Below are 25,207 nucleotides of genomic sequence, written 5' to 3'. Positions count from 1 at the left end.
TTTTCCCACAAAGTGTAGTCATATATTCACGCGGCTTATAGTCAATAATATTGATTCAGAAAAGAGAGAAATCTGAACAAATAATCCCATTCTCTGCCCGCGGATCGTCATATTGCTGGTCTGCGCCAGTGACATTCCTCGAGTCTCCGGGGCAAACGCTACGGAAATCAACAAGCCAAACAGCGAGATACCCGCCCCCATTAGCATCGTGTTACTGATACCGTAATTATTGATAAATATCGGCAGTGCCCAGGTCGAAACAATGGTGCCAATACGACTTAAGGACATAATCACGCCCACGGCAGAGGCGCGGATATCCGTCGGGAAGAGTTCATTAGGATAGAGCCACTGCAAATTACCCGGCCCGCCAGAGAAAAAGGCATACACCGCAAAGGCCATCACTACCAGCCAGATCCCCATATCCGGGATTAGCCCCAAAACCGCCAACGCCAGCGTCATCATGGCAAAGCTGCCAATCAACAATGGACGCCGTCCGGCAGTGTTTAGCCACAGCATCGGCGGAATACAGCCGAGCATAAAGAACAGGCTAATCACCACATTCCCTAGTGCCGCGTTTTTGCCAACCCCCAATCCCAACGAACCAACGATTTGCGGGCCAAAGGTGTAAATGGCGAACATTGGGATCACCTGGCAGGTCCAGATGGCGGCAACAAACAGAACAAAAGGAAAATGGCGGCGATTAAACAGATCGCGAAAACGGGTTTGCTGCGGCTGCTCTTCATCGAAAGCCACCGGTTCGCCAAACAGTTTTATCATCATCTCTTCGCACTCTTTTACTCGCCCTTTGCGTAATAACCAGCGGGGAGATTCTGGCAGTTCGAATCGACCAATCAAAATCAACAAACAAGGGATCGCCGCGCTACCCAGCATCCAGCGCCAACCACCTTCCACATCATAAAGCCAGTAGCCGACCAGATCGGCGCAGGTCGCGCCGACATACCACATCGCGGCAATAAAGCTGATGGAAAACGCCCGCTGACGGGTACTGGAGAACTCGGTGATCATCGAAGTGGCGATGGGATAATCTGCACCGATGACAATGCCGATGAGTACCCGCATCACCAACAGTTCGACGGGGGATGAAACACACATCGTCGCCACCGATATCACGCCGATGGCGATGATATCAATGAGGAACATTTTGCGCCGTCCGACTTTATCGGAGATATAGCCAAACAGCGATGTGCCAACGAACAGCCCGGCGAGCGTTCCCGCGCCCAGCAAGCCAATCCAGTCAGCGTCCAGTTTCAGCGCCGGAGTCAGTTGCTCCAGCGCCACGCCAATCATTACCAGTACATAACCATCCAGAAACGGACCACCGCTTCCCCACAGCAAAATGCGGCGGTGAATAGAGGAGAATTTGAGATCGTCAAAGTTTCTGGACGGTTGCATGGGTTATTCCTGTTTTTTTGCAATGAGAGTCAGTACGGCGTTACGTATCAAACCAACATCAGCCGTAACGGAACTCCACACCAAAGGTGCCGCGCGGGTATTCCCACTGTTCCAGCGCCGACCCCAGCCCCAGAATGCGACAGGTGCCGCACTCCAGACATCCGGCGTAATCGAAGCGCACACTGCCGTCATCCTGCTTCTTGTACAGACCTGCGGGGCACGCTTTCACCAGCAGCTCCAGCACCTGTTTATCAGCATCGGCCTTCACAACAATGTGCGGATGCTCTTCATCGACATTGAATTTATTGACGCCCAGTTTGACGTCCACATTGACGGGAGAAGTCATAAAACGGTCACTCCTTTCATGCCATCCTTGATCAGATTGATGAAGCCCACTTTCTTGCCGTGGCGGAGGATTTTCTTGCGCATCAGTTCCGGCGCACTGCCGTCAATGGTGAACAGGTCACGCGCCACGCCCACCGCCAGTTCCGGGTTGCCGCTAAACATGCGTGGGTTATCAAGGAACGCCGGTAGTTTCTGGTACATGCGCATATCGCGCAGCGGGCCACTCTCCAGATGCTGACGATATTCCGCGAGTTTTTGCTTACTGAAATCGTCGCTTTTCATCGCTGAAAGCACGGTTTTTGCTGCAGCTTCCCCGGCGGCAATCGCCAGATCCATACCGCGAATGGTAAAACCGAGGTTCATACACATTCCGGCGGCATCACCGGCAATCAATACGCCGTCACCGACCAGCTCCGGCAGCATGTTGATGCCTGCTTCCGGCACTACGTGAGCGGAATATTCCACCAGCTTGCCGCCCGCGATCAGCGGTGCAACGGCCGGATGCTGTTTGAAATCTTCCAGCATTTGCGGCACCGATTTTTTCGCGTCATGCAGATGATGCAGACCACAAACCAGCCCCAGCGACAGGGTATTTTCATTGGTATAAAGGAAGCCGCCGCCCATCAGGCCATCGGTGGGTGATCCCGCAAACAGACAAGCCGCGCCCTGATTACCCTGCAACTGAAAACGGTCTTCGATTACCGACTTCGGTAACTCGATCAGTTCCTTCACGCCAACCGCCACATCCGTCGGTTTAACGCGTTTTGCCATCCCCAACTTTTCGGCAAGGATGGAGTTCACCCCATCAGCAAGGAGCACCGTTTTCGCTTCAATCACATCACCATCGGCTTCTACACCGACGACTTTGCCATCGCGCTGTACGAGGTTATCGACGCGGATCCCGGTAATTAACTGCGCGCCCGCTTCTTCGGCCTGCTCCATCAACCAGGCATCAAATTTACTGCGCAAAACGGAGTAAGAACGCTGGGATGGCGAGGTTTCGTCACCGTTGCAGTAGTCCATAGTCATCGCTGACTTTTCCGTCATAAACGCGAGTTTTTCATGGGTGATCAGGCGTTCTACGGGGGCGGAATCGGCGAAACCTGGAATAATGTGTTCCAGACTGTGGGCATAGAGACGCCCGCCAGTAACGTTCTTGGCACCTGCGGAATTGCCACGCTCGATAACTAACACTTGCGCCCCTTCGCGGGCGAGCACCAGTGCGGCAACCGAACCGGCAAGCCCTGCACCGACGATGATGGCGTCAAAGATATCTTCGGACATAAGAGCTCCCTGTCAGCGGCAGAGCCGTAATGCAGCCCTGCCAGAGTGGATCAACGCGCTAAAGCTGCGGTCAGTGCCGGAAGGATCTTCACGGCATCGCCAACAATGCCGTAATCCGCGTACTGGAAGATCGGCGCATTTTTATCTTTATTGATGGCGAAAATGGTTTGCGACGCGTTAGCGCCAACCATGTGCTGGATCTACCCGGAGATCCCCACCGCCAGGTACAGTTCAGGTTTCAGCATCAGGTTGGAGATACCGACATAGCGTTCGTGCTCCATCCATTTTTCGTTTTCTGCCACCGGACGAGAACAGGCCAACTCCGCACCTATCGCCTTGCAAAGCTGTTCTGCCAGCGCAATGTTCTCTTTGCTGCCAATGCCGCGACCGACGCTGACCACCAGACGGGCTTTGTCGAGATCGACGCTGTTGCTCTGGCGCGCCTGGGTTGCCGTGCGGGTAATCGCCACAGCCGGAGCCTGCCACTCCACGGTGTGCGTTTCGCCAGTGCGTGACGCGTCTGGCTGAGCCGCATCGAACGTGCCGCTGCTGATGGTCAGTACCGCATACGGCGTGGCAATGCGTTCTTCGCCAATCGCCAGACCGCCGTAAACCATGTGTTTCACTGTTGCTTTACCGTCCTGTACGCTGACGGTGCTGGCATCGTTAGACACCGCCGCTTTAAGGCGATAACCCAGTTTTGCCGCCAGTAATTTGCCGCGACGGGTGTTTGGCAACAGCACCAGACCGTCAGCGCCGTGCTGGCGAATAGTGTCAGCCATGACACCGGCGTAATCTTCGATCATCCGATCGTCCGGTTTGCCGTTTAATTTCCAGACATGATTAGCGCCGAGCTGGATTGCCTGTGCGCCGTCGGCATCATTGAGGACAAAGGCATTGATTTGATTAGCTAAAGCCTGCGCACCGTTCATCAGTTCCGGCAGACGAGAGGGGGTATCGCTGAATACCCAGACTTGAGAAAACGTGTTCATAGCATCCCCTGTAATTAAATGACTTTGCGAAGATTTTCAGCAAATGCGGCGATCTGTTCTTCGCCGTCGCCTTCAATCACGATGCGCTGACGCTCGCGCTGTTTCGGCGCGGCAACCTGTTGTTCAGACCAGGCGTCCACGGCGTTAAAACCAATATCCGCCGCCGACCATACCTGGACTGGCTTTTTCGCCGCGCCGAGAATGGCTTTCATCGAAGGAATTTGTGGGGAGTTGATATCAGTGGAAACAGCAACAACCGCAGGCAGCGGAATGCTTAAGGTTTCGGTTTCATCTTCCAGTTCGCGCTCAACGGTGAGGGTATCTGCCGTCAGGGAGATAATTTTGCTGACGCCGTTAACTGCCGGAATATTGAGGATTTCGCCCACCAGCAGACCAACCTGCTGGGCATAAAGGTCGGAAGAACCATCGCCACAGAGGATCAGATCAAAGCCTGCTTTCTGGGCGGCTGCAGCCAGTGCGCTCGCCGTTTGTTGCGGCAGTGCCTGCTCGAACTGGTCATCAATCACCACAATCAGTTCATCCGGGCCGCGCGATAGCACATCTTTACGCCCTTTGGCGTTGGTCAGGGCTTTACCGCCCACACTTAAGGCTGTCACCTGCGCCTCTGCTGCCTGTTGCTTTAGCTGGCAAGCCGCTTCAATAGCGTTGAGATCGTATTGGCTTATTTTGGCATCGGCTTTGCTGAAGTCTAATGAACCATCAGCATTATTGACCGCAATATCCTGTTCATCAGGCACGCACTTATAGCAAGTAATAATCTTCATTGCATCTCCAGAAATCATGAAGGAAACGTCGTTCATATCGGTGGTGTTAATTACAGATATCACGCCCTTTAATTTGGAAATAAAACTTTAATCACCAATATTGAAAGTCAGATGCTATTTTTTTACCCACAAAAGAATATAACAAACTGATTAATAACCAAAATTAACGAAAAACGCCCTCTGTTCACTCGAAACAAAAATGTGATACCAATCACAGAATACAGCTTATTGAATACCCATTATGAGTTAGCCATTAACGCGTCCACGAGGTTAATAATAATTATATTAAATGTTAACAAAAATAAAACAAACGGGAACGCAAAATAAATATTCGTTTTCACAGTGGAATTAACTCATGAAGAATGAAAAGAGAAAAACGGGAATAGAACCGAAGGTTTTCTTTCCGCCATTAATAATCGTCGGCATACTTTGTTGGCTTACAGTCAGAGATCTGGATGCGGCGAATGTCGTTATTAATGCTGTATTCAGTTACGTCACCAATGTATGGGGATGGGCATTTGAATGGTATATGGTGGTGATGCTTTTCGGTTGGTTCTGGCTGGTGTTTGGCCCGTATGCCAAAAAGCGTTTAGGTAACGAACCGCCAGAATTTAGCACCGCCAGTTGGATCTTTATGATGTTCGCCTCCTGTACGTCTGCTGCCGTACTGTTCTGGGGATCGATTGAGATCTACTACTACATCTCCACCCCGCCGTTTGGCTTAGAACCGAACTCGACAGGAGCGAAAGAGTTGGGGCTGGCTTACAGCTTGTTCCACTGGGGACCTCTGCCGTGGGCCACTTACAGCTTCCTTTCAGTCGCCTTCGCTTACTTCTTCTTTGTCCGCAAAATGGAAGTGATTCGCCCCAGCTCGACACTGGTGCCGCTGGCAGGTGAAAAACACGCCAAAGGGTTGTTCGGTACCATCGTCGACAACTTCTATCTCGTCGCCTTGATCTTCGCGATGGGTACCAGTCTGGGCCTTGCCACGCCGCTGGTGACCGAGTGTATGCAATGGTTGTTTGGCATTCCGCATACCCTGCAACTGGACGCTATCATCATTACCTGCTGGATTATCCTCAACGCCATTTGCGTCGCTTGCGGTCTGCAAAAAGGGGTACGTATCGCCAGTGACGTGCGTAGTTACCTGAGCTTCCTGATGCTGGGTTGGGTGTTCATCGTCAGCGGTGCCAGCTTCATCATGAACTACTTCACCGATTCGGTGGGGATGTTGCTGATGTATCTGCCGCGCATGTTGTTCTATACCGATCCCATCGCTAAAGGCGGCTTCCCGCAGGGCTGGACCGTGTTCTACTGGGCATGGTGGGTGATTTACGCCATCCAGATGAGTATCTTCCTCGCCCGCATCTCCCGTGGTCGTACTGTGCGTGAACTGTGCTTCGGCATGGTGATGGGGCTGACAGCATCCACCTGGATCCTGTGGACCGTGCTCGGTAGTAACACTCTGCTGTTGATGGATAAAAACATCATCAACATTCCAAATCTGATCGAACAGTACGGTGTGGCGCGCGCCATCATCGAAACCTGGGCCGCTCTGCCACTCAGCACCGCCACCATGTGGGGCTTCTTCATCCTCTGCTTTATTGCCACCGTTACGCTGGTTAACGCCTGCTCTTATACCCTGGCGATGTCTACTTGCCGCGAAGTACGCGATGGTGAAGAACCACCGCTGCTGGTGCGTATCGGTTGGTCAATTCTGGTTGGCATTATCGGTATTGTTCTGCTGGCGCTCGGCGGCCTGAAACCGATTCAAACCGCCATTATCGCCGGAGGATGCCCGCTGTTCTTCGTCAACATTATGGTGACGCTCTCCTTTATTAAAGACGCGAAACAGAACTGGAAAGATTAATTAACCCCCAAAATATCAAGAGGTTGAAAGATGGATTTTAATTTAAATGATGAGCAGGAACTGTTTGTCGCCGGTATCCGCGAACTGATGGCCAGCGAAAACTGGGAGGCCTATTTTGCCGAGTGCGACCGTGACAGCGTCTACCCGGAACGTTTTGTCAAAGCACTGGCGGATATGGGTATCGACAGTCTGCTGATCCCTGAAGAGCACGGTGGTCTGGACGCGGGGTTTGTTACTCTCGCCGCCGTGTGGATGGAGCTGGGACGTCTGGGGGCACCAACCTATGTACTGTACCAGCTGCCGGGCGGGTTCAATACCTTCCTGCGCGAAGGCACACAAGAGCAGATCGACAAGATTATGGCTTTCCGCGGCACCGGTAAGCAGATGTGGAACTCAGCGATTACCGAACCGGGCGCGGGCTCCGACGTGGGTAGCCTGAAAACGACTTATACCCGTAGAAATGGTAAGATTTATCTTAATGGTAGTAAGTGTTTTATTACCAGTAGCGCCTACACCCCGTACATCGTGGTGATGGCGCGCGACGGGGCTTCTCCGGACAAACCTGTCTACACCGAATGGTTTGTTGATATGAGCAAACCGGGCATCAAAGTGACCAAACTTGAGAAGCTCGGTCTGCGTATGGATAGCTGCTGTGAAATCACCTTTGACGATGTGGAACTGGACGAGAAAGACATGTTCGGTCGGGAAGGTAACGGCTTTAACCGCGTCAAAGAAGAGTTCGACCATGAACGTTTCCTGGTAGCCCTGACCAACTACGGTACGGCGATGTGCGCCTTTGAAGATGCGGCGCGCTACGCCAACCAGCGCGTGCAGTTTGGCGAGGCTATTGGTCGTTTCCAGTTGATTCAGGAAAAATTCGCCCACATGGCGATCAAATTAAACTCCATGAAAAACATGCTGTATGAAGCAGCGTGGAAAGCAGACAACGGCACCATCACCTCTGGCGATGCAGCGATGTGCAAATACTTCTGCGCCAATGCGGCATTTGAAGTGGTGGATAGCGCAATGCAGGTGCTGGGCGGTGTCGGGATTGCGGGCAACCACCGCATCAGCCGCTTCTGGCGTGACCTGCGTGTAGACCGCGTTTCCGGAGGATCTGACGAAATGCAGATCCTGACGCTGGGTCGTGCGGTGCTGAAGCAATACCGCTAAGTCCGTGCGCTGCCTGATGCGACGCTGACGCGTCTTATCAGGCCTACGGGAGCACGAATGTAAGCCGGATAAGGCGTTTACGCCGCATCCGGCAGTCATGCGCTACATAAATTTTTCAGGAGCTAATAATGGATCATCTACCCATGCCGAAATTCGGACCGCTGGCCGGATTGCGCGTTGTCTTCTCCGGTATCGAAATCGCCGGACCGTTTGCCGGACAAATGTTCGCAGAATGGGGCGCGGAAGTTATTTGGATCGAGAACGTCGCCTGGGCCGACACCATTCGCGTTCAACCGAACTACCCGCAGCTCTCCCGCCGCAATTTGCACGCGCTGTCGTTAAATATTTTCAAAGATGAAGGCCGCGAAGCGTTTCTGAAATTAATGGAAACCACCGATATCTTCATCGAAGCCAGTAAAGGTCCGGCCTTTGCCCGTCGTGGCATTACCGATGAAGTACTGTGGCAGCACAACCCGAAACTGGTTATCGCTCACCTGTCCGGTTTTGGTCAGTACGGCACCGAGGAGTACACCAATCTTCCGGCCTATAACACCATCGCCCAGGCCTTCAGTGGTTACCTGATTCAGAACGGTGATGTTGACCAGCCAATGCCTGCCTTCCCGTATACCGCCGATTACTTTTCTGGCCTGACCGCCACCACGGCGGCGCTGGCAGCACTGCATAAAGTGCGTGAAACCGGTAAAGGCGAAAGTATCGACATCGCCATGTATGAAGTGATGCTGCGTATGGGCCAGTACTTCATGATGGATTACTTCAACGGCGGCGAAATGTGCCCGCGCATGAGCAAAGGTAAAGATCCCTACTACGCCGGTTGCGGTCTGTATAAATGTGCCGACGGCTACATCGTGATGGAACTGGTGGGCATTACCCAAATTGAAGAGTGCTTTAAAGATATTGGCCTCGCACATCTACTCGGTACGCCGGAAATCCCGGAAGGCACTCAGCTTATCCACCGTATCGAATGCCCTTACGGCCCACTGGTAGAAGAAAAACTCGATGCCTGGCTGGCGGCACATACCATCGCAGAAGTTAAAGAACGCTTTGCCGAACTGAATATCGCCTGTGCCAAAGTACTGACCGTACCGGAACTGGAAAGCAATCCACAGTATGTTGCCCGTGAATCAATCACTCAGTGGCAAACGATGGATGGTCGCACCTGCAAAGGGCCGAACATCATGCCGAAATTCAAAAATAACCCCGGACAAATCTGGCGCGGAATGCCCTCACATGGCATGGACACGGCTGCCATTTTGAAAAATATCGGCTACAGCGAAAACGACATTCAGGAGTTGGTCAGCAAAGGTCTGGCCAAAGTTGAGGACTAAACGCGTGGCGTCAGTCGGCTTGCCTGACTAGCGCCCGCCCAATAACAAACGAACAAAAATGGATAGAGGTGCAATGGATATCATTGGCGGACAACATCTACGTCAAATGTGGGACGATCTGGCGGACGTTTACGGTCATAAAACGGCGCTGATTTGTGAATCCAGCGGCGGAGTCGTTAACCGGTATAGTTATCTTGAGTTAAATCAGGAGATTAACCGCACGGCAAACCTGTTTTATACGCTGGGGATTCGCAAAGGCAACAAGGTTGCACTACATCTCGACAACTGCCCGGAATTTATCTTTTGCTGGTTCGGGCTGGCAAAAATTGGCGCGATTATGGTGCCGATTAACGCCCGCCTGTTACGCGAGGAAAGCGAGTGGATCTTGCAAAATAGCCAGGCGTGCCTGCTGGTGACCAGTGCGCAATTTTATCCTATGTATCAACAGATTCAGCAGGAAGATGCCACTCAATTGCGGCACATTTGCCTGACAGATGTGGCACTTCCCGCTGATGATGGAGTGAGTTCATTTACTCAACTGAAAAATCAACAACCTGCCACCTTGTGCTATGCACCGCCGCTATCGACTGACGATACGGCGGAAATTCTCTTCACCTCCGGCACCACCTCCCGACCGAAAGGTGTGGTGATTACCCATTACAACCTGCGCTTCGCTGGATATTACTCCGCCTGGCAGTGTGCACTGCGTGACGATGACGTCTACATGACGGTAATGCCTGCGTTTCATATCGATTGCCAGTGTACTGCGGCGATGGCGGCGTTTTCTGCCGGGGCCACCTTTGTGCTGGTCGAGAAATACAGCGCCCGCGCCTTCTGGGGACAGGCGCAGAAGTACCGCGCCACCATTACCGAATGTATTCCGATGATGATCCGTACGTTGATGGTGCAGCCGCCTTCAGCGAACGATCGGCAACACCGCCTGCGGGAAGTGATGTTTTATCTCAACTTGTCGGAGCAGGAAAAAGACGCATTTTGTGAACGCTTCGGCGTTCGCTTGCTGACGTCTTATGGGATGACGGAAACCATTGTGGGCATTATCGGCGATCGCCCTAGCGATAAACGACGCTGGCCGTCGATTGGTCGGGCGGGGTTTTGCTACGAAGCGGAGATCCGCGACGATCACAATCGCCCGCTCCCGGCAGGTGAGATCGGTGAAATCTGTATTAAAGGCGTACCAGGGAAAACCATCTTCAAAGAGTATTTTCTCAACCCGAAAGCCACTGCGAAAGTGCTGGAAGCCGACGGCTGGCTACATACCGGCGATACCGGATACCGCGACGAAGAAGGCTTTTTTTATTTCGTCGATCGCCGCTGCAATATGATCAAACGCGGTGGCGAGAATGTCTCCTGCGTGGAGCTGGAAAATATCATCGCCACCCATCCGAAAATTCAGGACATCGTGGTTGTGGGTATTAAAGATTCGATTCGCGATGAAGCCATCAAAGCATTTGTGGTGCTGAATGAAGGTGAAACATTGAGCGAAGAGGAATTTTTTCGCTTCTGCGAACAAAATATGGCGAAATTTAAAGTGCCCTCTTATCTGGAGATCAGAAAAGATCTGCCACGTAATTGCTCGGGGAAAATAATTAGAAAGAATCTGAAATAAATGAAACGTCAGGGAACTACCCTGCCAGCTAATAATCACGCCCTAAAACAATATGCATTTTTTGCAGGGATGTTGTCGTCCCTAAAAAAGCAAAAATGGAGAAAAGGAATGAGTGAATCATTACATCTGACCCGCAATGGATCAATTCTGGAAATTACCCTTGATCGCCCAAAAGCGAATGCTATTGATGCAAAAACCAGCTTTGAAATGGGCGAAGTATTTCTAAATTTCCGTGACGATCCGCAATTACGTGTCGCCATTATTACCGGTGCCGGAGAGAAATTCTTTTCCGCGGGCTGGGATTTAAAAGCGGCAGCAGAAGGCGAAGCACCGGATGCTGACTTTGGCCCGGGTGGTTTTGCGGGATTAACCGAAATTTTCAATCTCGACAAACCAGTTATCGCAGCTGTGAACGGCTACGCCTTTGGCGGCGGTTTCGAACTGGCGCTGGCGGCAGATTTTATTGTTTGTGCCGATAACGCCAGCTTCGCCCTGCCGGAAGCCAAACTGGGCATCGTTCCTGACAGCGGCGGTGTGCTGCGTCTGCCGAAGATCCTGCCGCCTACCATCGTCAATGAAATGGTGATGACCGGCAGACGAATGGGCGCAGAAGAGGCGCTGCGTTGGGGGATAGTCAACCGCGTGGTTAGCCAGGCGGAACTGATGGATAACGCCCGCGAACTGGCTCAGCAGCTGGTTAACAGCGCCCCGCTGGCGATTGCGGCGCTGAAAGAGATCTACCGCACCACCAGCGAAATGCCGGTAGAAGAAGCGTATCGCTATATTCGCAGCGGCGTGTTGAAACACTATCCATCGGTTCTGCATTCGGAAGATGCCATTGAAGGGCCGCTGGCGTTTGCCGAGAAGCGCGATCCGGTGTGGAAAGGACGTTAACAACCGTGAGCTATTACGCCTTTGAGGGGTTAATTCCGGTGGTTCACCCGACGGCGTTTGTCCATCCCAGTGCCGTCTTGATTGGCGATGTGATTGTGGGAGCCGGTGTCTACATCGGCCCACTCGCCTCACTGCGTGGTGACTACGGGCGGTTGATCGTGCAAGCGGGAGCCAATATTCAGGATGGCTGCATTATGCATGGCTACTGCGACACTGACACCATCGTTGGGGAAAACGGCCATATCGGGCATGGAGCGATCCTGCATGGTTGTGTGATTGGTCGCGATGCATTGGTCGGGATGAACAGCGTAATTATGGATGGCGCGGTCATTGGCGAAGAGAGCATTGTTGCCGCAATGAGCTTTGTCAAAGCAGGCTTTAGTGGCGAGAAACGCCAGTTGTTGATGGGTACGCCAGCCCGCGCTGTACGCAGTGTTAGTGACGACGAGTTACACTGGAAACGGTTGAATACCAAAGAGTATCAGGATCTTGTCGGGCGCTGTCATGCATCGTTACATGAAACGCAGCCACTGAGGCAAATGGAGGAAAATCGCCCCCGTTTGCAGGGGACGACGGATGTGACGCCTAAACGGTGATCTTGCCGGATGCGACCTGGTTGCTGGATAAGATGCTACAACATCGTATCTGGCAAGCAGGACGCCCGGTATCAACGAGATAAAATTAACGACGCATACTCTTTGACAACATCATCTGCCACTTCTGCTCGCGGTTAAGTTCCGTGAGCGGAACGGCAGGAATACGCGGTGTCTTTCTTACGCCGACTAATTTTTCCCGACTGTTATTGCGCAGGCGCGCGTAAATTTGCTCATCGATATCGACCACTTTAACCAGTCGCTGACACTGGCATCCCCGCCCTTCCAGCTTATTAGGGATCATCTTAACTTCGCAGCTTATTTCTGTGACTTCCGACAGAATATAAGTCAGGGTATTAACCGCCTTGCTGTGTTCAATATCGAAATGAATAGAGATCTCTCTTGCTATCACCCACCGATTTTCAGCCATCATCCATTCGGCGATTAACAAGTAGAGTGGTTTTTCAACATATCCTTCACACATACGAACTCCAGTTTCACAAATTAAAAGTCTAGCTATGACTCGTTTTGAAGCAATTAAACAAGGCCATATTAAAATTGTGGATATATCGATAGTATGCAACTTCACCGTCGATAAGTGTGAGCTAAATCCTGCTTATGTCATCAAAAATATCGATTCCCCAAAAGATTTACTTAATGGGCAAAAAAAAACGGTCCTCATCAGAGAACCGTATTAGTTATTCGATCAAATTAGCGGATGAAAAATATCCGCCACGACACGCTATTATTTGATCTGTGCGTGCATTTCCTGCACCGAAATTACTTTTTCAGTCGCATCGGCATTCAGCGCCATCGCGGTAGCGAAACCACCGTTCAGGGTGGTGTCATAATGCACTTTATATTGCAGCGCACTGCGACGGATCACGCGGGAGTCTTCAATCGCACGACGGCCTGAGGTGGTGTTGATGATGTAGGTATATTCGCCATTCTTGATACGGTCCTGAATGTGCGGACGGCCTTCATGCACCTTGTTTACCAGACGCGGATTGATACCCGCTTCGCCCAGCACAATCGCCGTGCCGTGGGTCGCATCCAGCTCGAAGCCCTGTTTCAGCAGTTTTGCCGCCAGGTCCACCACGCGTTCTTTATCGCCTTCGCGCACGGAAAGCAGCGCACGACCGTGTTTCTTCATGGTGGAGTTGCTGCCCAGCTGCGCTTTGGCGAACGCTTCAGCGAAGGTGCGGCCCACGCCCATGACTTCCCCGGTAGAGCGCATTTCTGGCCCTAACAGCGGGTCAACGCCTGGGAATTTATTGAACGGCAGCACCACTTCTTTCACCGAGTAGTACGGCGGAATAACTTCTTTGGTTACGCCCTGCTCAGCCAGCGATTTGCCAGCCATCACACGCGCCGCCACTTTTGCCAGCGGTACGCCGGTGGCTTTGGAGACGAACGGAACAGTACGCGCCGCACGCGGGTTTACTTCAATCAGGTAAACTTCGTTGTTTTTCACCGCAAACTGCACGTTCATCAGACCGCGCACCTGCAATTCGAAGGCCAGTTTCTGCACCTGCTGGCGCATCACATCCTGAATTTCCTGACTTAAGGTGTACGCTGGCAGCGAACATGCGGAGTCACCGGAGTGCACACCCGCCTGCTCGATGTGCTCCATGATGCCGCCAATCAGCACCATTTCGCCGTCGCAGATGGCATCCACGTCAACTTCTACTGCGTCATCAAGGAAATGATCCAGCAACACTGGCGCATCGTTAGACACGCTAACCGCCGTCTGGAAGTAGCGACGCAGGTCAGCTTCGTCATAGACGATTTCCATCGCCCGACCGCCGAGAACGTAAGACGGACGCACCACCAGCGGGTAGCCAATCTCTTTTGCCTTCTCAACTGCCATTTCAATAGCAGTAACGGTGGCGTTCGCCGGTTGTTTCAGTTTCAGACGGTCAACCGCATGCTGGAAGCGTTCACGGTCTTCCGCACGGTCGATAGCATCCGGGCTGGTGCCGATAACCGGTACGCCAGCGGCTTCCAGTGCACGCGCCAGTTTCAGCGGGGTCTGACCGCCGTACTGAACGATAACGCCTTTCGGCTTCTCAATACGCACGATTTCCAGCACATCTTCCAGAGTTACCGGCTCGAAGTAGAGGCGATCGGAAGTGTCGTAGTCGGTAGAGACGGTTTCCGGGTTACAGTTAACCATAATGGTTTCGTAACCGTCTTCACGCAGCGCCAGCGAGGCGTGTACGCAGCAGTAGTCGAATTCGATACCCTGACCGATACGGTTTGGACCGCCGCCAAGCACCATGATTTTTTCACGGTCGGTAGACGGATTCGCTTCGCACTCTTCTTCATAAGTGGAGTACATGTAAGCGGTGTCGGTGGCAAACTCTGCCGCACAGGTATCCACGCGCTTGTAGACCGGGTGCAGGTCATATTGGTCACGCAGCTTACGGATTTCCGCTTCGCGTACGCCCGCCAGTTTTGCCAAGCGCGCATCGGCAAAGCCTTTGCGTTTCAGCTGGCGCAGGAATTCAGCGTTCAGGCCAGTGATGCCCACTTCCGCCACTTTCTCTTCCAGACGCACCAGTTCTTCAATCTGTACCAGGAACCAGCGGTCAATGTTAGTCAGGTTGAAGACGCCGTCCACAGACAGGCCCGCGCGGAAAGCATCGGCGATGTACCAGATACGCTCTGCGCCTGCGTCTTTCAGTTCGCGACGGATTTTGGTTAACGCTTCCGGGTCATCCAGGCTCACTTTCGGGTCGAAGCCAGTTGCGCCCACTTCCAGGCCGCGCAGCGCTTTTTGCAGGGATTCCTGCTGCGTGCGACCAATCGCCATCACTTCGCCAACCGATTTCATCTGAGTGGTCAGACGGTCGTTAGCACCGGCGAATTTTTCGAAGTTGAAGCGAGGAATTTTAGTAACCACATAGTCGATGGACGGCTCGAAGGAGGCCGGAGTACGTCCGCCAGTGATGTCGTTCATCAGTTCGTCTAGGGTGTAACCCACCGCCAGTTTCGCCGCCACTTTAGCAATCGGGAAACCGGTCGCTTTCGACGCCAGCGCCGAAGAACGGGACACGCGTGGGTTCATTTCGATAACAATCAGGCGACCGTTTTTCGGGTTCACCGCAAACTGGACATTGGAACCACCGGTTTCAACGCCGATTTCACGCAGCACCGCCATCGAGGCGTTACGCATGATTTGATATTCTTTGTCGGTCAGCGTTTGGGCTGGCGCGACAGTGATGGAGTCACCGGTGTGGATGCCCATCGCATCAAAGTTTTCGATAGAGCAGACGATGATGCAGTTGTCGTTTTTATCACGCACCACTTCCATCTCGTACTCTTTCCAGCCGATCAGCGACTCATCAATCAGCAACTCTTTGGTCGGAGAGAGATCCAGACCGCGGGCGCAAATTTCTTCAAACTCTTCACGGTTATAAGCGATACCGCCGCCGCTACCGCCCATGGTAAAGGATGGGCGAATAATGCACGGGAAGCCCACGTCAGCGGCAACAGCCAGCGCTTCTTCCATCGTGTGTGCGATACCGGAACGCGCGGTTTCCAGACCAATTTTCTTCATCGCTACGTCGAAACGACGGCGGTCTTCTGCTTTATCAATCGCATCGGCAGTGGCACCAATCATGGTGACACCGAACTCTTCCAACACGCCCTGACGTTCCAGCTCCAGCGCGCAGTTCAGCGCCGTCTGACCGCCCATGGTTGGCAGCACCGCGTCCGGGCGCTCTTTTTCAATAATCTTGCGTACCACTTCCCAGTGAATCGGCTCGATGTAGGTCGCATCGGCCATTTCCGGGTCGGTCATGATGGTCGCCGGGTTGGAGTTCACCAGAATGACGCGGTAACCCTCTTCGCGCAGGGCTTTACATGCTTGCGCGCCAGAGTAGTCAAACTCACACGCCTGACCGATAACAATCGGGCCCGCACCCAGAATCAGGATACTTTTTATATCTGTACGTTTTGGCATGGCTCTTTTACTCCTGATTACTTAGCGGTTTTACGGTACTGCTCAATTAACTTGATAAAGTGGTCGAACAACGGCGCGGCGTCGTGTGGACCAGGGCTGGCTTCAGGGTGACCCTGGAAGCTGAACGCCGGCTTATCGATGCGATGAATGCCCTGTAACGTACCGTCGAACAGGGATTTATGCGTGACACGCAGGTTTGCAGGTAATGTTGCTTCATCCACCGCAAAACCGTGGTTCTGGGCGGTGATCATCACCACGTTTTTCTCCACATCTTTAACCGGATGGTTGCCGCCGTGGTGACCAAATTTCATTTTGACAGTCTTCGCACCGCTCGCCAGCGCCAGCAGCTGATGACCGAGACAGATGCCGAATACCGGAATATCGGTTTCGAGGAACTTCTGGATGGCGGTAATGGCGTAATCGCACGGGGCCGGGTCGCCAGGACCGTTGGAGAGGAAGATGCCGTCTGGATTCATTTTCAGCACATCTTCCGCAGAAGTTTGCGCCGGAACGATGGTCAGGCGACAGCCTCTATCCACCAGCATCCGCAGGATGTTGCGCTTGGCACCAAAATCATAAGCCACGACGTGGAACGGCAGCTCGTCTTCTTTTTTCGCTTCTGGCAGGCCGCCGGTCAACGTCCAGCTCCCTTGTGTCCAGCTATAGGCTTCTGCGGTGGTCACTTCTTTTGCCAGATCCATGCCGTTCAGACCTGGGAACGCGCGGGCTTTTTCTAACGCCAGCGCCGCATCCGGGTTATCGCCTGCGATAATGCAGCCATTCTGTGCGCCTTTCTCGCGCAGTAAACGCGTCAGCTTACGGGTATCGATATCGGCAATCGCCACGATGTTATGGCGCTTCAGGTAAGAAGAGAGGTCTTCGGTATTACGGAAGTTGCTGGCAATCAGCGGCAGGTCGCGAATCACCAGACCTTGTGCATGTACCTGAGAAGATTCTTCATCGGCGTCATTAGTGCCGACATTGCCAATATGGGGATAAGTAAGAGTAACGATTTGACGAGAATAGGAAGGATCAGTGAGGATTTCTTGATAACCGGTCATTGAAGTATTGAAAACGACTTCCCCAACCGCCGAACCTGTTGCCCCTATGGCCCGACCGTGAAACTGGGTTCCGTCTTCCAGAACCAATAGCGCTGACTTAATCAAAACACCCTCCAGAGAATACTCACTCACTTTATTTGCATATTAATTCACAGTGATGACGTAAATCAATGCAAATCTGCTTACCGACGAATTTCTGGCAAACGGCGGCATTCTGGAGATATGGGCGCTAAAAGTCAACTTAATGGCAGGATTTTTTATATTATTTTGTGGCTCATGCATGTTTTACAGGCATTAAGCGACAAAAACATCATCTAACCTGTTCTGGAAAACGCTTGCGCAGCAAGAAGATTGCATGAAATAAAAACGAGCAGGAAAAAGTGGACCAAATGGTCAAAATTTACATTAAAACAACAAAAATAGAAGACGAAACATGTAATTTTTGGCAGTTATAGAAAATTTAAAAGCATAACACCAAAAATAAAAGGGCTAAAAATTAAAGCCCTTTATAATTAATAAATTAAATGTGTTACTTTTGCATCATAATAAACATTTTGTGGTTACAAATTATTGAGATCAAGCACATCTCGCATATCAAAAAGACCACTTTCCTTACCACTCAACCACAAAGCCGATCTTACCGCACCGTTAGCAAATGTCATGCGGCTGGACGCCTTATGGGTGATCTCCAGACGCTCGCCAATATCGGCAAACATCGCGGTATGTTCGCCAACGATGTCACCTGCACGCACGGTAGCAAAACCAATGGTACCTGGCACACGTTCACCGGTATGGCCTTCACGACTGTAGACCGCGCAATCTTTCAGATCTTTATCAAGGGCGTGGGCGATCGCCTCTCCCATTGCCAGTGCGGTGCCTGACGGCGCATCAACTTTATGTCTATGATGTGCTTCAATAATTTCGATATCGGTGTAGTCACCCATCACTTTGGCTGCTTTCTCCAGCAGCTTAAGCATGACGTTAACGCCAACGCTAAAATTGGCGGCAAAGACAATCGCAATATCGGCGGCGGCGTCACGAATTGCCTGTTTACCGGCTTCGTCAAACCCCGTAGTGCCGATCACCATCCCTTTGCCATGCTGCCGACAAAAAGCGAGATGGTTCAGCGTACCTTCCGGACGGGTAAAATCGATAAACACATCAAAATCATCTTTTATCGCATCAAGACTGCTTTGCACGGTAACGCCTGTTTTCCCTGCACCAGCCAGCTCACCGGCGTCGCTGCCCAGTAAAGAAGATCCTTCGCGCTCCAGCGCCGCGCCCAGCTGCACGCCTTCTAATGCCAGTGCCGCCTGAATCAACTGGCGGCCCATACGCCCCCCGGCTCCCGCGATGGCAACGCGGATGTTTGCATCATGCATAGCTATTCTCTTTTGTTAATTTGCATAGACCGTTTTCAGAGTAACCAGCGCATCGCTACGCCGCCAGCCAAAAACGCTGATAATTAGAAATTAATGATAAACAGGGAGGGATATCAGTGAAAGGCATGAGTCGATGAATGACTGCATGCCGATAACATGTGACAGGTTACGGCACCAGAGCCAGCACCTCAGCCACCCACTGTTGGAAGCCTTTTACATTCAGATCCAATGCCACCTGTACATTGGCTGGTTTGCCCAGGCAACCGTCGATATCAACCACCGTCGTGCCTGAGGTAAATTCGCCTTGAGTTTCTACCGCGACAAAACACGGCTTGAGGGTGAATAAGTCCGGGCGCACCAGCCAGGCGATGGCGCAGAGATCGTGCATTCGCAGACCGCTTTGCATACTGCCGCTACGGTAGTGGCTAAACAGGGCGTGGAGCATTTTTCCGGTGCGATTCAACTCCGGTAAAGTAGCGAGATAGTCAGGGGTTAATATTGCCTGATTGGTGACATCCAGACCGCACATGACAATTTCGATGCCGCTACGGAAGACACAGGCAGCCGCTTCTGGATCGGCAGCGATATTAAACTCGGCATTTGGTGTACAGTTGCCGCGACCAGCAGAACCGCCCATGATCACCAGACGACGAATATACGGTTTACATTCCGGGCATTGTAAAAGTAACAGCGCAATATTGGTTAACGGGCCGATGGCCACCAGGGTAACGGGCTCTGGTGCACGCATCAGGGCATCCCGAATCGCCAGAAACGCCGGTATCCCGAGTGGCTTTCGGTTGTGCTCAACAAAGTCGTAGCCAGCCATTCCCGATTCGCCGTGCACAGATGCTGCATCACGCGGTGCGCGTACCAGCGGCACAGCGGCTCCCTGGGCGAGCGGAATCTCCGCATTCCAGAAATGCAGCAGTTGCAGGGCATTGCGGGTAGTTTTCTCAACCGAGACATTACCCGCGACGGTGGTCATCAGTTGCAGGTCGAGTTCGGGGGCAAAAATCGCGGCGGCAATGGCGACGGCATCGTCAATGCCGGGGTCAGTATCGAGGAAGATAGGTAAACGCATGTTTTCTTCATAAAAAATGCCGGTAACAAGACCGGCATTTTCGCATAACTTAGGCTGCTAATGACTTAATCGACTTCACGAATATCGACACGCAGCTCTTTCGGCACTTCGAAAACAATATTTTCTTCACGGCCTTCCAGCGGAATGGCTTCACCACCACCCAACTGCTGCAAACGTGCCACCACATTCTGCACCAGAATATCCGGAGCCGATGCGCCCGCAGTCACGCCGACGCATTTAACCTCTTTCACCCACTCTTCCTGGATATCTTTCGCATCGTCAATCAAAAACGCGTGTTTGCCCATACGCTGGGCCAGCTCCGCCAGACGGTTGGAGTTGGAGGAGTTTTTCGAACCGACCACCAACACAACTTCCGCCTGTTCTGCCAGGGCGCGTACCGCTTCCTGACGGTTAGTCGTGGCGTAGCAGATGTCATCTTTGCGCGGACCGACAATTTTCGGGAAGCGTTTACGCAGCGCGTCGATCACATCAGACGTGTCATCCACCGACAGCGTGGTTTGGGTCATAAAGGAGAGCTTCTCTTCGTTTTTGACCGTCAGTTTCCACACATCGTCTGGCGATTCGACTAGATACATTCCCCCTTCGGGGTTGCTGTACTGCCCCATCGTCCCTTCCACTTCCGGGTGCCCGGCGTGGCCGATGAGAATAGATTCTTCGCCACGGCGACTGGCGCGGGCAACTTCCATATGCACTTTGGTCACCAGCGGACAGGTGGCATCAAACACCGTCAAATCGCGGCTTTTCGCTTCGTTACGAACCGCCTGAGAAACACCGTGTGCGGAGAAAATCAGGATCGCGCCGTCCGGCACTTCGCTAATCTGCTCAATAAAGATAGCCCCACGCTCGCGCAAGCTATCGACCACGTAGCGGTTATGCACCACTTCGTGACGGACATATATCGGTGCGCCGTAAATGGCCAGCGCGTTTTCAACAATGCTGATAGCGCGGTCTACCCCGGCACAAAAACCACGCGGGTTGGCCAACAGGATCTGCATGTTACGCCTCCAGTGCCGGATCGATTTCCAGCACTTCAATATCAAAATGAACGGTCTGCCCGGCCAGCGGATGGTTGAAATCAACGGTAATGGAGTCGCCGTTAATTTCGCGGATCACACCAGGCATCTCACTGCCATCCATTGCGGTAAAAAGCATGATTGCGCCAATTTCTGGCTCGCCTGCATCCATAAATTCACGGCGGGAGAAGTACTGAATCAGGTCCGGTGACGGCACGCCAAACGCCGCATCTGGCTCCAGCGAGAAGGTGGTTTTGTCGCCCACTTTCAGCCCCAGCAGGTGTTGCTCCAGCCCTTCAGAAAGAGAAGCATCGCCCAGGCGGAACAGCGCCGGTTTACCGTTGTTGCGAGTAGACTCGGCGGTGGTGCCATCGTCGAGTTTTAGCGTGAAGTGCACCAGGACGGCGCTATTGCTCTGTACAGATTCAGACATGCAGGTTTGCTCTTATTTTTGAGGATTTTTGCCGGATGCAAATAAGAGCAAACCTGCATGTCTGAATCTGTACAGAGCAATAGCGCCGTCCTGGTGCACTTCACGCTAAAACTCGACGATGGCACCACCGCCGAGTCTACTCGCAACAACGGTAAACCGGCGCTGTTCCGCCTGGGCGATGCTTCTCTTTCTGAAGGGCTGGAGCAACACCTGCTGGGGCTGAAAGTGGGCGACAAAACCACCTTCTCGCTGGAGCCAGATGCGGCGTTTGGCGTGCCGTCACCGGACCTGATTCAGTACTTCTCCCGCCGTGAATTTATGGATGCAGGCGAGCCAGAAATTGGCGCAATCATGCTTTTTACCGCAATGGATGGCAGTGAGATGCCTGGTGTGATCCGCGAAATTAACGGCGACTCCATTACCGTTGATTTCAACCATCCGCTGGCCGGGCAGACCGTTCATTTTGATATTGAAGTGCTGGAAATCGATCCGGCACTGGAGGCGTAACATGCAGATCCTGTTGGCCAACCCGCGTGGTTTTTGTGCCGGGGTAGACCGCGCTATCAGCATTGTTGAAAACGCGCATCCGGCAGGATTTATTATTGTTTTTTCGCTTTGGAAGGTAAAAACCCTTCCAGCACGATCAGTGCCGCACCGACACAAATGGCAGTATCGGCAAGGTTGAAGGTGGCGAAGTGCCAGTCGCCGACGTAGAAGTCGATCATATCGACAACGAAGCCGTGCCACAGGCGGTCGAACAGGTTGCCCAGCGCGCCGCCAATAATCAGCGCGTAAGCGATATTGTTTAGCTTCTGCGTGGCCTTCGAGCGATACATCATCACTGCCAGGAGCACGCTAATACCAATCGCAATACCGGCAAAGAACCAACGCTGCCAGCCGCCGCTATCGGCAAGGAAACTAAACGCCGCGCCATAGTTACGCGCATAATGCAGATTAAGCGACGGGAACAGCGGGACCGTATCCCCCAGAGCAAAGTTCTGGAGGATCAGGTATTTGCTGCCCAGATCGATAATCAGCACGACTACCACCAGCCACAGCCAGCGTAGCCCTGTTGAACAGATCGATTGACTCATCAGGCAAACTTACGTTTTTCACCGTCACCGGCGACGTTGCTGACACAGCGGCCGCAGATTTCTGCGTGTTCCGCCACCTTGCCGACATCCTGGGTGTAGTGCCAGCAGCGTGGGCACTTCTCACCTTCGGCTTTACTCAACGCGACTTTCAGCCCTTTGAGTACTTCGCTCTGCTGAGCATCAGCAGGTGCGTCGTTATAGTCTGCAACGGTAGCGCCGGAGGTCAACAGGACAAATCGTAATTCATCGCCCAGCGCGGTCAGTTTCGCCGCCAGTTCCGGTTCTGCATACAAGGTTACTGCCGCTTCCAGCGAGCCACCCACTTTCTTGTCGGCACGCGCTTGCTCAATGACTTTGTTCACTTCGCCACGCACTTTCAACAGCTCGTCCCAGAACGCATCGTTCATTGCTTCACTGTCTGCCAGACCAAACAGGCCTTCGTACCACTCACCGGTGAAGACGTATTTTTCACGTTCGCCCGGCAGATAGCCCCACACTTCATCAGCGGTGAAGGAGAGGATTGGTGCCATCCAGCGCACCAGCGCTTCAGCGATGTGATACAGCGCAGTCTGGCAGCTACGACGCGCCACGCTATCCGCTTTGGCGGTGTACTGACGGTCTTTGATGATGTCGAGGTAGAAGGAACCCATCTCAACGGAGCAGAAGCGCATCAGACGCTGTACCACTTCGTGGAAATCGTATGCTTCGTACGCCTTGAGGATGTCTTCCTGTGCCGCTTTCGCACAACCTACGGCCCAGCGATCCAGTACCACCATCTCTTCCGGTTTCACCATATCTTTTGCTGGATCAAAACCATTCAGGTTTGCCAGCAGGAAGCGCGCGGTGTTACGGATACGACGATAGCTATCGGCAGCACGTTTCAGGATCTCGTCAGAAACGGCCATTTCACCGGTGTAGTCGGTTGATGCCACCCACAGACGCAGAATATCCGCGCCCAGTTTGTTCATCACATCCTGCGGCGAAACGGTGTTGCCGATGGATTTAGACATCTTGCGACCCTGACCATCCACGGTAAAGCCGTGGGTCAGTACCTGACGATACGGCGCTTTGCCTTTCATCGCGGTGGAGATCATTAGGGAAGACATGAACCAACCACGGTGCTGGTCAGAACCTTCCAGATACATGTCCGCTGCGTGACCGGCAAATTCCGGACGCACGTCAACAACAGAAGAGTGGGTAGATCCGGAGTCAAACCATACGTCGAGAGTATCCGGCACTTTCACATACTGGTCAGCTTCGTCGCCGAGGATCTCTTTCGCATCGAGATCCCACCACGCCTGGATGCCGTCAACTTCAACGCGTTTAGCCACTTCTTCCATCAGTTCGAGGGTACGCGGATGCAGCTCTTCCGTGTCTTTGTGCACGAACAGTGACATCGGTACGCCCCAGGTGCGCTGACGGGAGATACACCAGTCAGGACGGTTAGCAACCATCGACTCGATACGCGCCTGGCCCCAGTCCGGGAGCCACTGCACGCCTTTGATCTCTTTCAGTGACTGCGCACGCAGACCTTTCTGATCCATGCTGACGAACCACTGCGGTGTCGCGCGGAAGATGATCGGCGTTTTGTGACGCCAGCAGCACGGATAGCTGTGCTGCATTTTCTCAACGTGCAGCAGCGCGCCTTTTTCCTGCAGCAGCGCAACGACGATGTCGTTCGCTTTGAAGACGTTCACGCCATCCAGCGTCGGATAAGTGCCCGGCAGATAAGTGCCGTCCGGGCCAACCGGGTTAGCGGTTTCCAGGCCGTATTTCTGACCGATCACATAGTCGTCCGGGCCGTGGCCAGGCGCGGTGTGAACGGCACCGGTACCGGCATCCAGGGTAACGTGATCGCCGAGGATTGCCGGAACGTCGAAGCCCATAAACGGATGGGTAAAGCGCAGCAGCTCAAGCTCTGCACCTTTTACCGTGCCGAGAATGGTGTAATCGGTCACGCCGATACGCTGCATTACGCTTTCAACCAGATCTTTCGCCAGAATCACGGCCTGACCGTCGATCTGCACCAGCGCATAGTCGAAATCAGGTGCAATAGAGATTGCGCGGTTCGCAGGCAGAGTCCACGGCGTAGTGGTCCAGATCACCAGCGAGATTGGGCCGTTAACGTTGCTTACGCCAAATTTCGCTTTCAGCGCATCCTGATCGACCGCCTGGAAAGCGACGTCAATGGACGGAGAAGTTTTGTCGTAATACTCAACTTCCGCTTCTGCCAGTGCAGAACGGCAGTCTACGCACCAGTGCACCGGCTTCGCGCCTTTGTGCAGGTGACCATTGCCGATGATTTTGCCCAGCGCGCGGATGATGTTGGCTTCAGTTTTGAAGTCCATAGTCAGATACGGGTGCGACCAGTCGCCCAGCACGCCCAGACGGATAAAGTCTTTGCGTTGACCGTCAACCTGGGTCGCCGCGTATTCGCGGCACTTGGCGCGGAACTCGGCGGCGGTGAATTTCTCACCCGGCTTACCGTATTCTTGCTCTACTTTCAGCTCGATCGGCAGACCGTGGCAGTCCCAGCCAGGCACATACGGCGAGTCATAACCGGAAAGCCCTTTGGACTTCACGATAATGTCTTTCAGAATCTTGTTAACCGAGTGACCAATATGAATGCTGCCATTCGCATAAGGAGGGCCATCATGCAGAATGAAGGTTTTTTTGCCTTTTTTAGCCGCACGGATGATGCCGTACAGATCATCATCAGTCCAACGCGCCAGCATTCCCGGTTCGCGCTTGGCGAGATCGCCACGCATCGGGAACCCTGTTTCCGGCAAATTCAGGGTTGATTTATAGTCACTCATCAGATTCTCGGTTCCGT

The 25,207-nt window shown here is 52.9% G+C and carries 21 protein-coding genes; 7 read left to right on the top strand and 14 right to left on the bottom strand.

What is annotated here, in order from left to right:
• Positions 1-18 precede the first annotated feature (18 nt).
• From yaaU to fixA, 5 genes are all read right to left on the bottom strand, one after another.
• Positions 19-1,413 (bottom strand): transporter, encoded by a 1,395-nt coding sequence (gene yaaU, locus SF0042; protein NP_706001.1) that lies wholly within the window; start codon positions 1,411-1,413, stop codon positions 19-21.
• A gap of 58 nt (positions 1,414-1,471) precedes the next feature.
• The gene (gene fixX, locus SF0041) at positions 1,472-1,759 is read right to left on the bottom strand and encodes a ferredoxin-like protein FixX (protein NP_706000.1); all 288 of its coding nucleotides are present in this window, start codon (positions 1,757-1,759) and stop codon (positions 1,472-1,474) included.
• On the bottom strand, positions 1,756-3,042 hold the full coding sequence (fixC, locus tag SF0040) for an oxidoreductase FixC (protein NP_705999.1): 1,287 nt from the start codon (positions 3,040-3,042) through the stop codon (positions 1,756-1,758). The genes fixX and fixC overlap by 4 nt, the downstream gene beginning before the upstream one ends.
• 200 nt (positions 3,043-3,242) lie before the next feature.
• Positions 3,243-4,034: a flavoprotein gene (locus SF0039; RefSeq protein NP_705998.1), complete on the bottom strand. Its 792-nt coding sequence runs from the start codon at positions 4,032-4,034 to the stop codon at positions 3,243-3,245.
• Positions 4,035-4,048: 14 nt separating this feature from the next.
• Positions 4,049-4,855 carry a flavoprotein subunit gene (gene fixA, locus SF0038; RefSeq protein ID NP_705997.4) on the bottom strand — a complete coding sequence of 269 codons (807 nt, stop codon included), beginning with the start codon at positions 4,853-4,855 and terminating at the stop codon, positions 4,049-4,051.
• A gap of 319 nt (positions 4,856-5,174) precedes the next feature.
• Between fixA and caiT the strand changes: the two genes are divergently transcribed.
• The 6 genes from caiT (at position 5,175) to caiE (ending at position 12,325) form a co-directional block, all read left to right on the top strand.
• Entirely contained in the window at positions 5,175-6,689 is a 1,515-nt protein-coding gene (gene caiT, locus SF0037) for an L-carnitine/gamma-butyrobetaine antiporter (protein ID NP_705996.1), read from the top strand.
• Positions 6,690-6,719: 30 nt separating this feature from the next.
• Complete coding sequence (gene caiA / locus SF0036; RefSeq protein ID NP_705995.1) at positions 6,720-7,862, top strand: crotonobetainyl-CoA dehydrogenase; 1,143 nt, start codon at positions 6,720-6,722, stop codon at positions 7,860-7,862.
• A gap of 128 nt (positions 7,863-7,990) precedes the next feature.
• Positions 7,991-9,208 (top strand): crotonobetainyl-CoA:carnitine CoA-transferase, encoded by a 1,218-nt coding sequence (gene caiB, locus SF0035; protein ID NP_705994.1) that lies wholly within the window; start codon positions 7,991-7,993, stop codon positions 9,206-9,208.
• A gap of 58 nt (positions 9,209-9,266) precedes the next feature.
• Positions 9,267-10,835 (top strand): crotonobetaine/carnitine-CoA ligase, encoded by a 1,569-nt coding sequence (gene caiC, locus SF0034; RefSeq protein NP_705993.1) that lies wholly within the window; start codon positions 9,267-9,269, stop codon positions 10,833-10,835.
• Entirely contained in the window at positions 10,836-11,729 is an 894-nt protein-coding gene (gene caiD / locus SF0033) for a carnitinyl-CoA dehydratase (RefSeq protein ID NP_705992.1), read from the top strand.
• On the top strand, positions 11,714-12,325 hold the full coding sequence (gene caiE, locus SF0032; protein NP_705991.1) for a carnitine operon protein CaiE: 612 nt from the start codon (positions 11,714-11,716) through the stop codon (positions 12,323-12,325). Before caiD ends, caiE begins: the two co-directional genes overlap by 16 nt.
• Positions 12,326-12,410: 85 nt before the next feature.
• Here caiE and caiF read toward each other — a convergent pair whose 3' ends face one another.
• From caiF to slpA (SF0025), 7 genes are all read right to left on the bottom strand, one after another.
• Entirely contained in the window at positions 12,411-12,806 is a 396-nt protein-coding gene (gene caiF, locus SF0031; protein ID NP_705990.4) for a transcriptional regulator, read from the bottom strand.
• A 261-nt stretch (positions 12,807-13,067) separates the two neighbouring features.
• Complete coding sequence (carB, locus tag SF0030; RefSeq protein ID NP_705989.1) at positions 13,068-16,289, bottom strand: carbamoyl phosphate synthase large subunit; 3,222 nt, start codon at positions 16,287-16,289, stop codon at positions 13,068-13,070.
• Positions 16,290-16,306: 17 nt separating this feature from the next.
• On the bottom strand, positions 16,307-17,455 hold the full coding sequence (carA, locus tag SF0029; protein ID NP_705988.2) for a carbamoyl phosphate synthase small subunit: 1,149 nt from the start codon (positions 17,453-17,455) through the stop codon (positions 16,307-16,309).
• Positions 17,456-17,910: 455 nt separating this feature from the next.
• Positions 17,911-18,732, bottom strand: a complete 822-nt coding sequence (gene dapB / locus SF0028; RefSeq protein NP_705987.1) for a 4-hydroxy-tetrahydrodipicolinate reductase — start codon at positions 18,730-18,732, stop codon at positions 17,911-17,913.
• 166 nt (positions 18,733-18,898) lie between these two features.
• Positions 18,899-19,813: a ribonucleoside hydrolase RihC gene (gene yaaF, locus SF0027; protein NP_705986.1), complete on the bottom strand. Its 915-nt coding sequence runs from the start codon at positions 19,811-19,813 to the stop codon at positions 18,899-18,901.
• 65 nt (positions 19,814-19,878) lie between these two features.
• Positions 19,879-20,829 (bottom strand): 4-hydroxy-3-methylbut-2-enyl diphosphate reductase, encoded by a 951-nt coding sequence (gene ispH / locus SF0026; RefSeq protein NP_705985.2) that lies wholly within the window; start codon positions 20,827-20,829, stop codon positions 19,879-19,881.
• Between the two features lies 1 nt (position 20,830).
• Positions 20,831-21,280, bottom strand: coding sequence for an FKBP-type peptidylprolyl isomerase (slpA, locus tag SF0025; protein NP_705984.1), 450 nt, complete (start codon positions 21,278-21,280; stop codon positions 20,831-20,833).
• A gap of 57 nt (positions 21,281-21,337) precedes the next feature.
• Here slpA (SF0025) and slpA (SF0024) point away from each other — a divergent pair, with 57 nt between their 5' ends.
• Positions 21,338-21,787: an FKBP-type peptidylprolyl isomerase gene (gene slpA / locus SF0024; protein NP_705983.1), complete on the top strand. Its 450-nt coding sequence runs from the start codon at positions 21,338-21,340 to the stop codon at positions 21,785-21,787.
• A 92-nt stretch (positions 21,788-21,879) separates the two neighbouring features.
• On the opposite strand, the gene lspA is transcribed toward slpA (SF0024), so the two are convergent.
• Entirely contained in the window at positions 21,880-22,374 is a 495-nt protein-coding gene (lspA, locus tag SF0023; protein NP_705982.1) for a lipoprotein signal peptidase, read from the bottom strand.
• Positions 22,374-25,190: an isoleucyl-tRNA synthetase gene (gene ileS / locus SF0022; RefSeq protein ID NP_705981.1), complete on the bottom strand. Its 2,817-nt coding sequence runs from the start codon at positions 25,188-25,190 to the stop codon at positions 22,374-22,376. Before ileS ends, lspA begins: the two co-directional genes overlap by 1 nt.
• Between the last annotated feature and the right edge of the window lie 17 nt (positions 25,191-25,207).

This window comes from Shigella flexneri 2a str. 301, assembly GCF_000006925.2.
Taxonomy (GTDB): domain Bacteria; phylum Pseudomonadota; class Gammaproteobacteria; order Enterobacterales; family Enterobacteriaceae; genus ECMA0423.
This window is presented reverse-complemented; position numbering and strand designations above follow the sequence as displayed.

What these genes read in the sequence shown, in the direction of transcription:
- fixX (NP_706000.1), bottom strand. Translation starts at nt 1,759, where the DNA reads ATGACTTCTCCCGTCAATGTGGACGTCAAACTGGGCGTCAATAAATTC.
- caiD (NP_705992.1), top strand. Translation starts at nt 10,836, where the DNA reads ATGAAACGTCAGGGAACTACCCTGCCAGCTAATAATCACGCCCTAAAA.
- fixC (NP_705999.1), bottom strand. Translation starts at nt 3,042, where the DNA reads ATGTCCGAAGATATCTTTGACGCCATCATCGTCGGTGCAGGGCTTGCC.
- slpA (NP_705983.1), top strand. Translation starts at nt 21,338, where the DNA reads ATGTCTGAATCTGTACAGAGCAATAGCGCCGTCCTGGTGCACTTCACG.
- caiF (NP_705990.4), bottom strand. Translation starts at nt 12,806, where the DNA reads ATGTGTGAAGGATATGTTGAAAAACCACTCTACTTGTTAATCGCCGAA.
- lspA (NP_705982.1), bottom strand. Translation starts at nt 22,374, where the DNA reads ATGAGTCAATCGATCTGTTCAACAGGGCTACGCTGGCTGTGGCTGGTG.
- dapB (NP_705987.1), bottom strand. Translation starts at nt 18,732, where the DNA reads ATGCATGATGCAAACATCCGCGTTGCCATCGCGGGAGCCGGGGGGCGT.
- ileS (NP_705981.1), bottom strand. Translation starts at nt 25,190, where the DNA reads ATGAGTGACTATAAATCAACCCTGAATTTGCCGGAAACAGGGTTCCCG.
- carB (NP_705989.1), bottom strand. Translation starts at nt 16,289, where the DNA reads ATGCCAAAACGTACAGATATAAAAAGTATCCTGATTCTGGGTGCGGGC.
- yaaF (NP_705986.1), bottom strand. Translation starts at nt 19,813, where the DNA reads ATGCGTTTACCTATCTTCCTCGATACTGACCCCGGCATTGACGATGCC.
- caiT (NP_705996.1), top strand. Translation starts at nt 5,175, where the DNA reads ATGAAGAATGAAAAGAGAAAAACGGGAATAGAACCGAAGGTTTTCTTT.
- fixA (NP_705997.4), bottom strand. Translation starts at nt 4,855, where the DNA reads ATGAACGACGTTTCCTTCATGATTTCTGGAGATGCAATGAAGATTATT.
- SF0039 (NP_705998.1), bottom strand. Translation starts at nt 4,034, where the DNA reads ATGAACACGTTTTCTCAAGTCTGGGTATTCAGCGATACCCCCTCTCGT.
- slpA (NP_705984.1), bottom strand. Translation starts at nt 21,280, where the DNA reads ATGTCTGAATCTGTACAGAGCAATAGCGCCGTCCTGGTGCACTTCACG.
- yaaU (NP_706001.1), bottom strand. Translation starts at nt 1,413, where the DNA reads ATGCAACCGTCCAGAAACTTTGACGATCTCAAATTCTCCTCTATTCAC.
- caiC (NP_705993.1), top strand. Translation starts at nt 9,267, where the DNA reads ATGGATAGAGGTGCAATGGATATCATTGGCGGACAACATCTACGTCAA.
- ispH (NP_705985.2), bottom strand. Translation starts at nt 20,829, where the DNA reads ATGCAGATCCTGTTGGCCAACCCGCGTGGTTTTTGTGCCGGGGTAGAC.
- caiB (NP_705994.1), top strand. Translation starts at nt 7,991, where the DNA reads ATGGATCATCTACCCATGCCGAAATTCGGACCGCTGGCCGGATTGCGC.
- caiA (NP_705995.1), top strand. Translation starts at nt 6,720, where the DNA reads ATGGATTTTAATTTAAATGATGAGCAGGAACTGTTTGTCGCCGGTATC.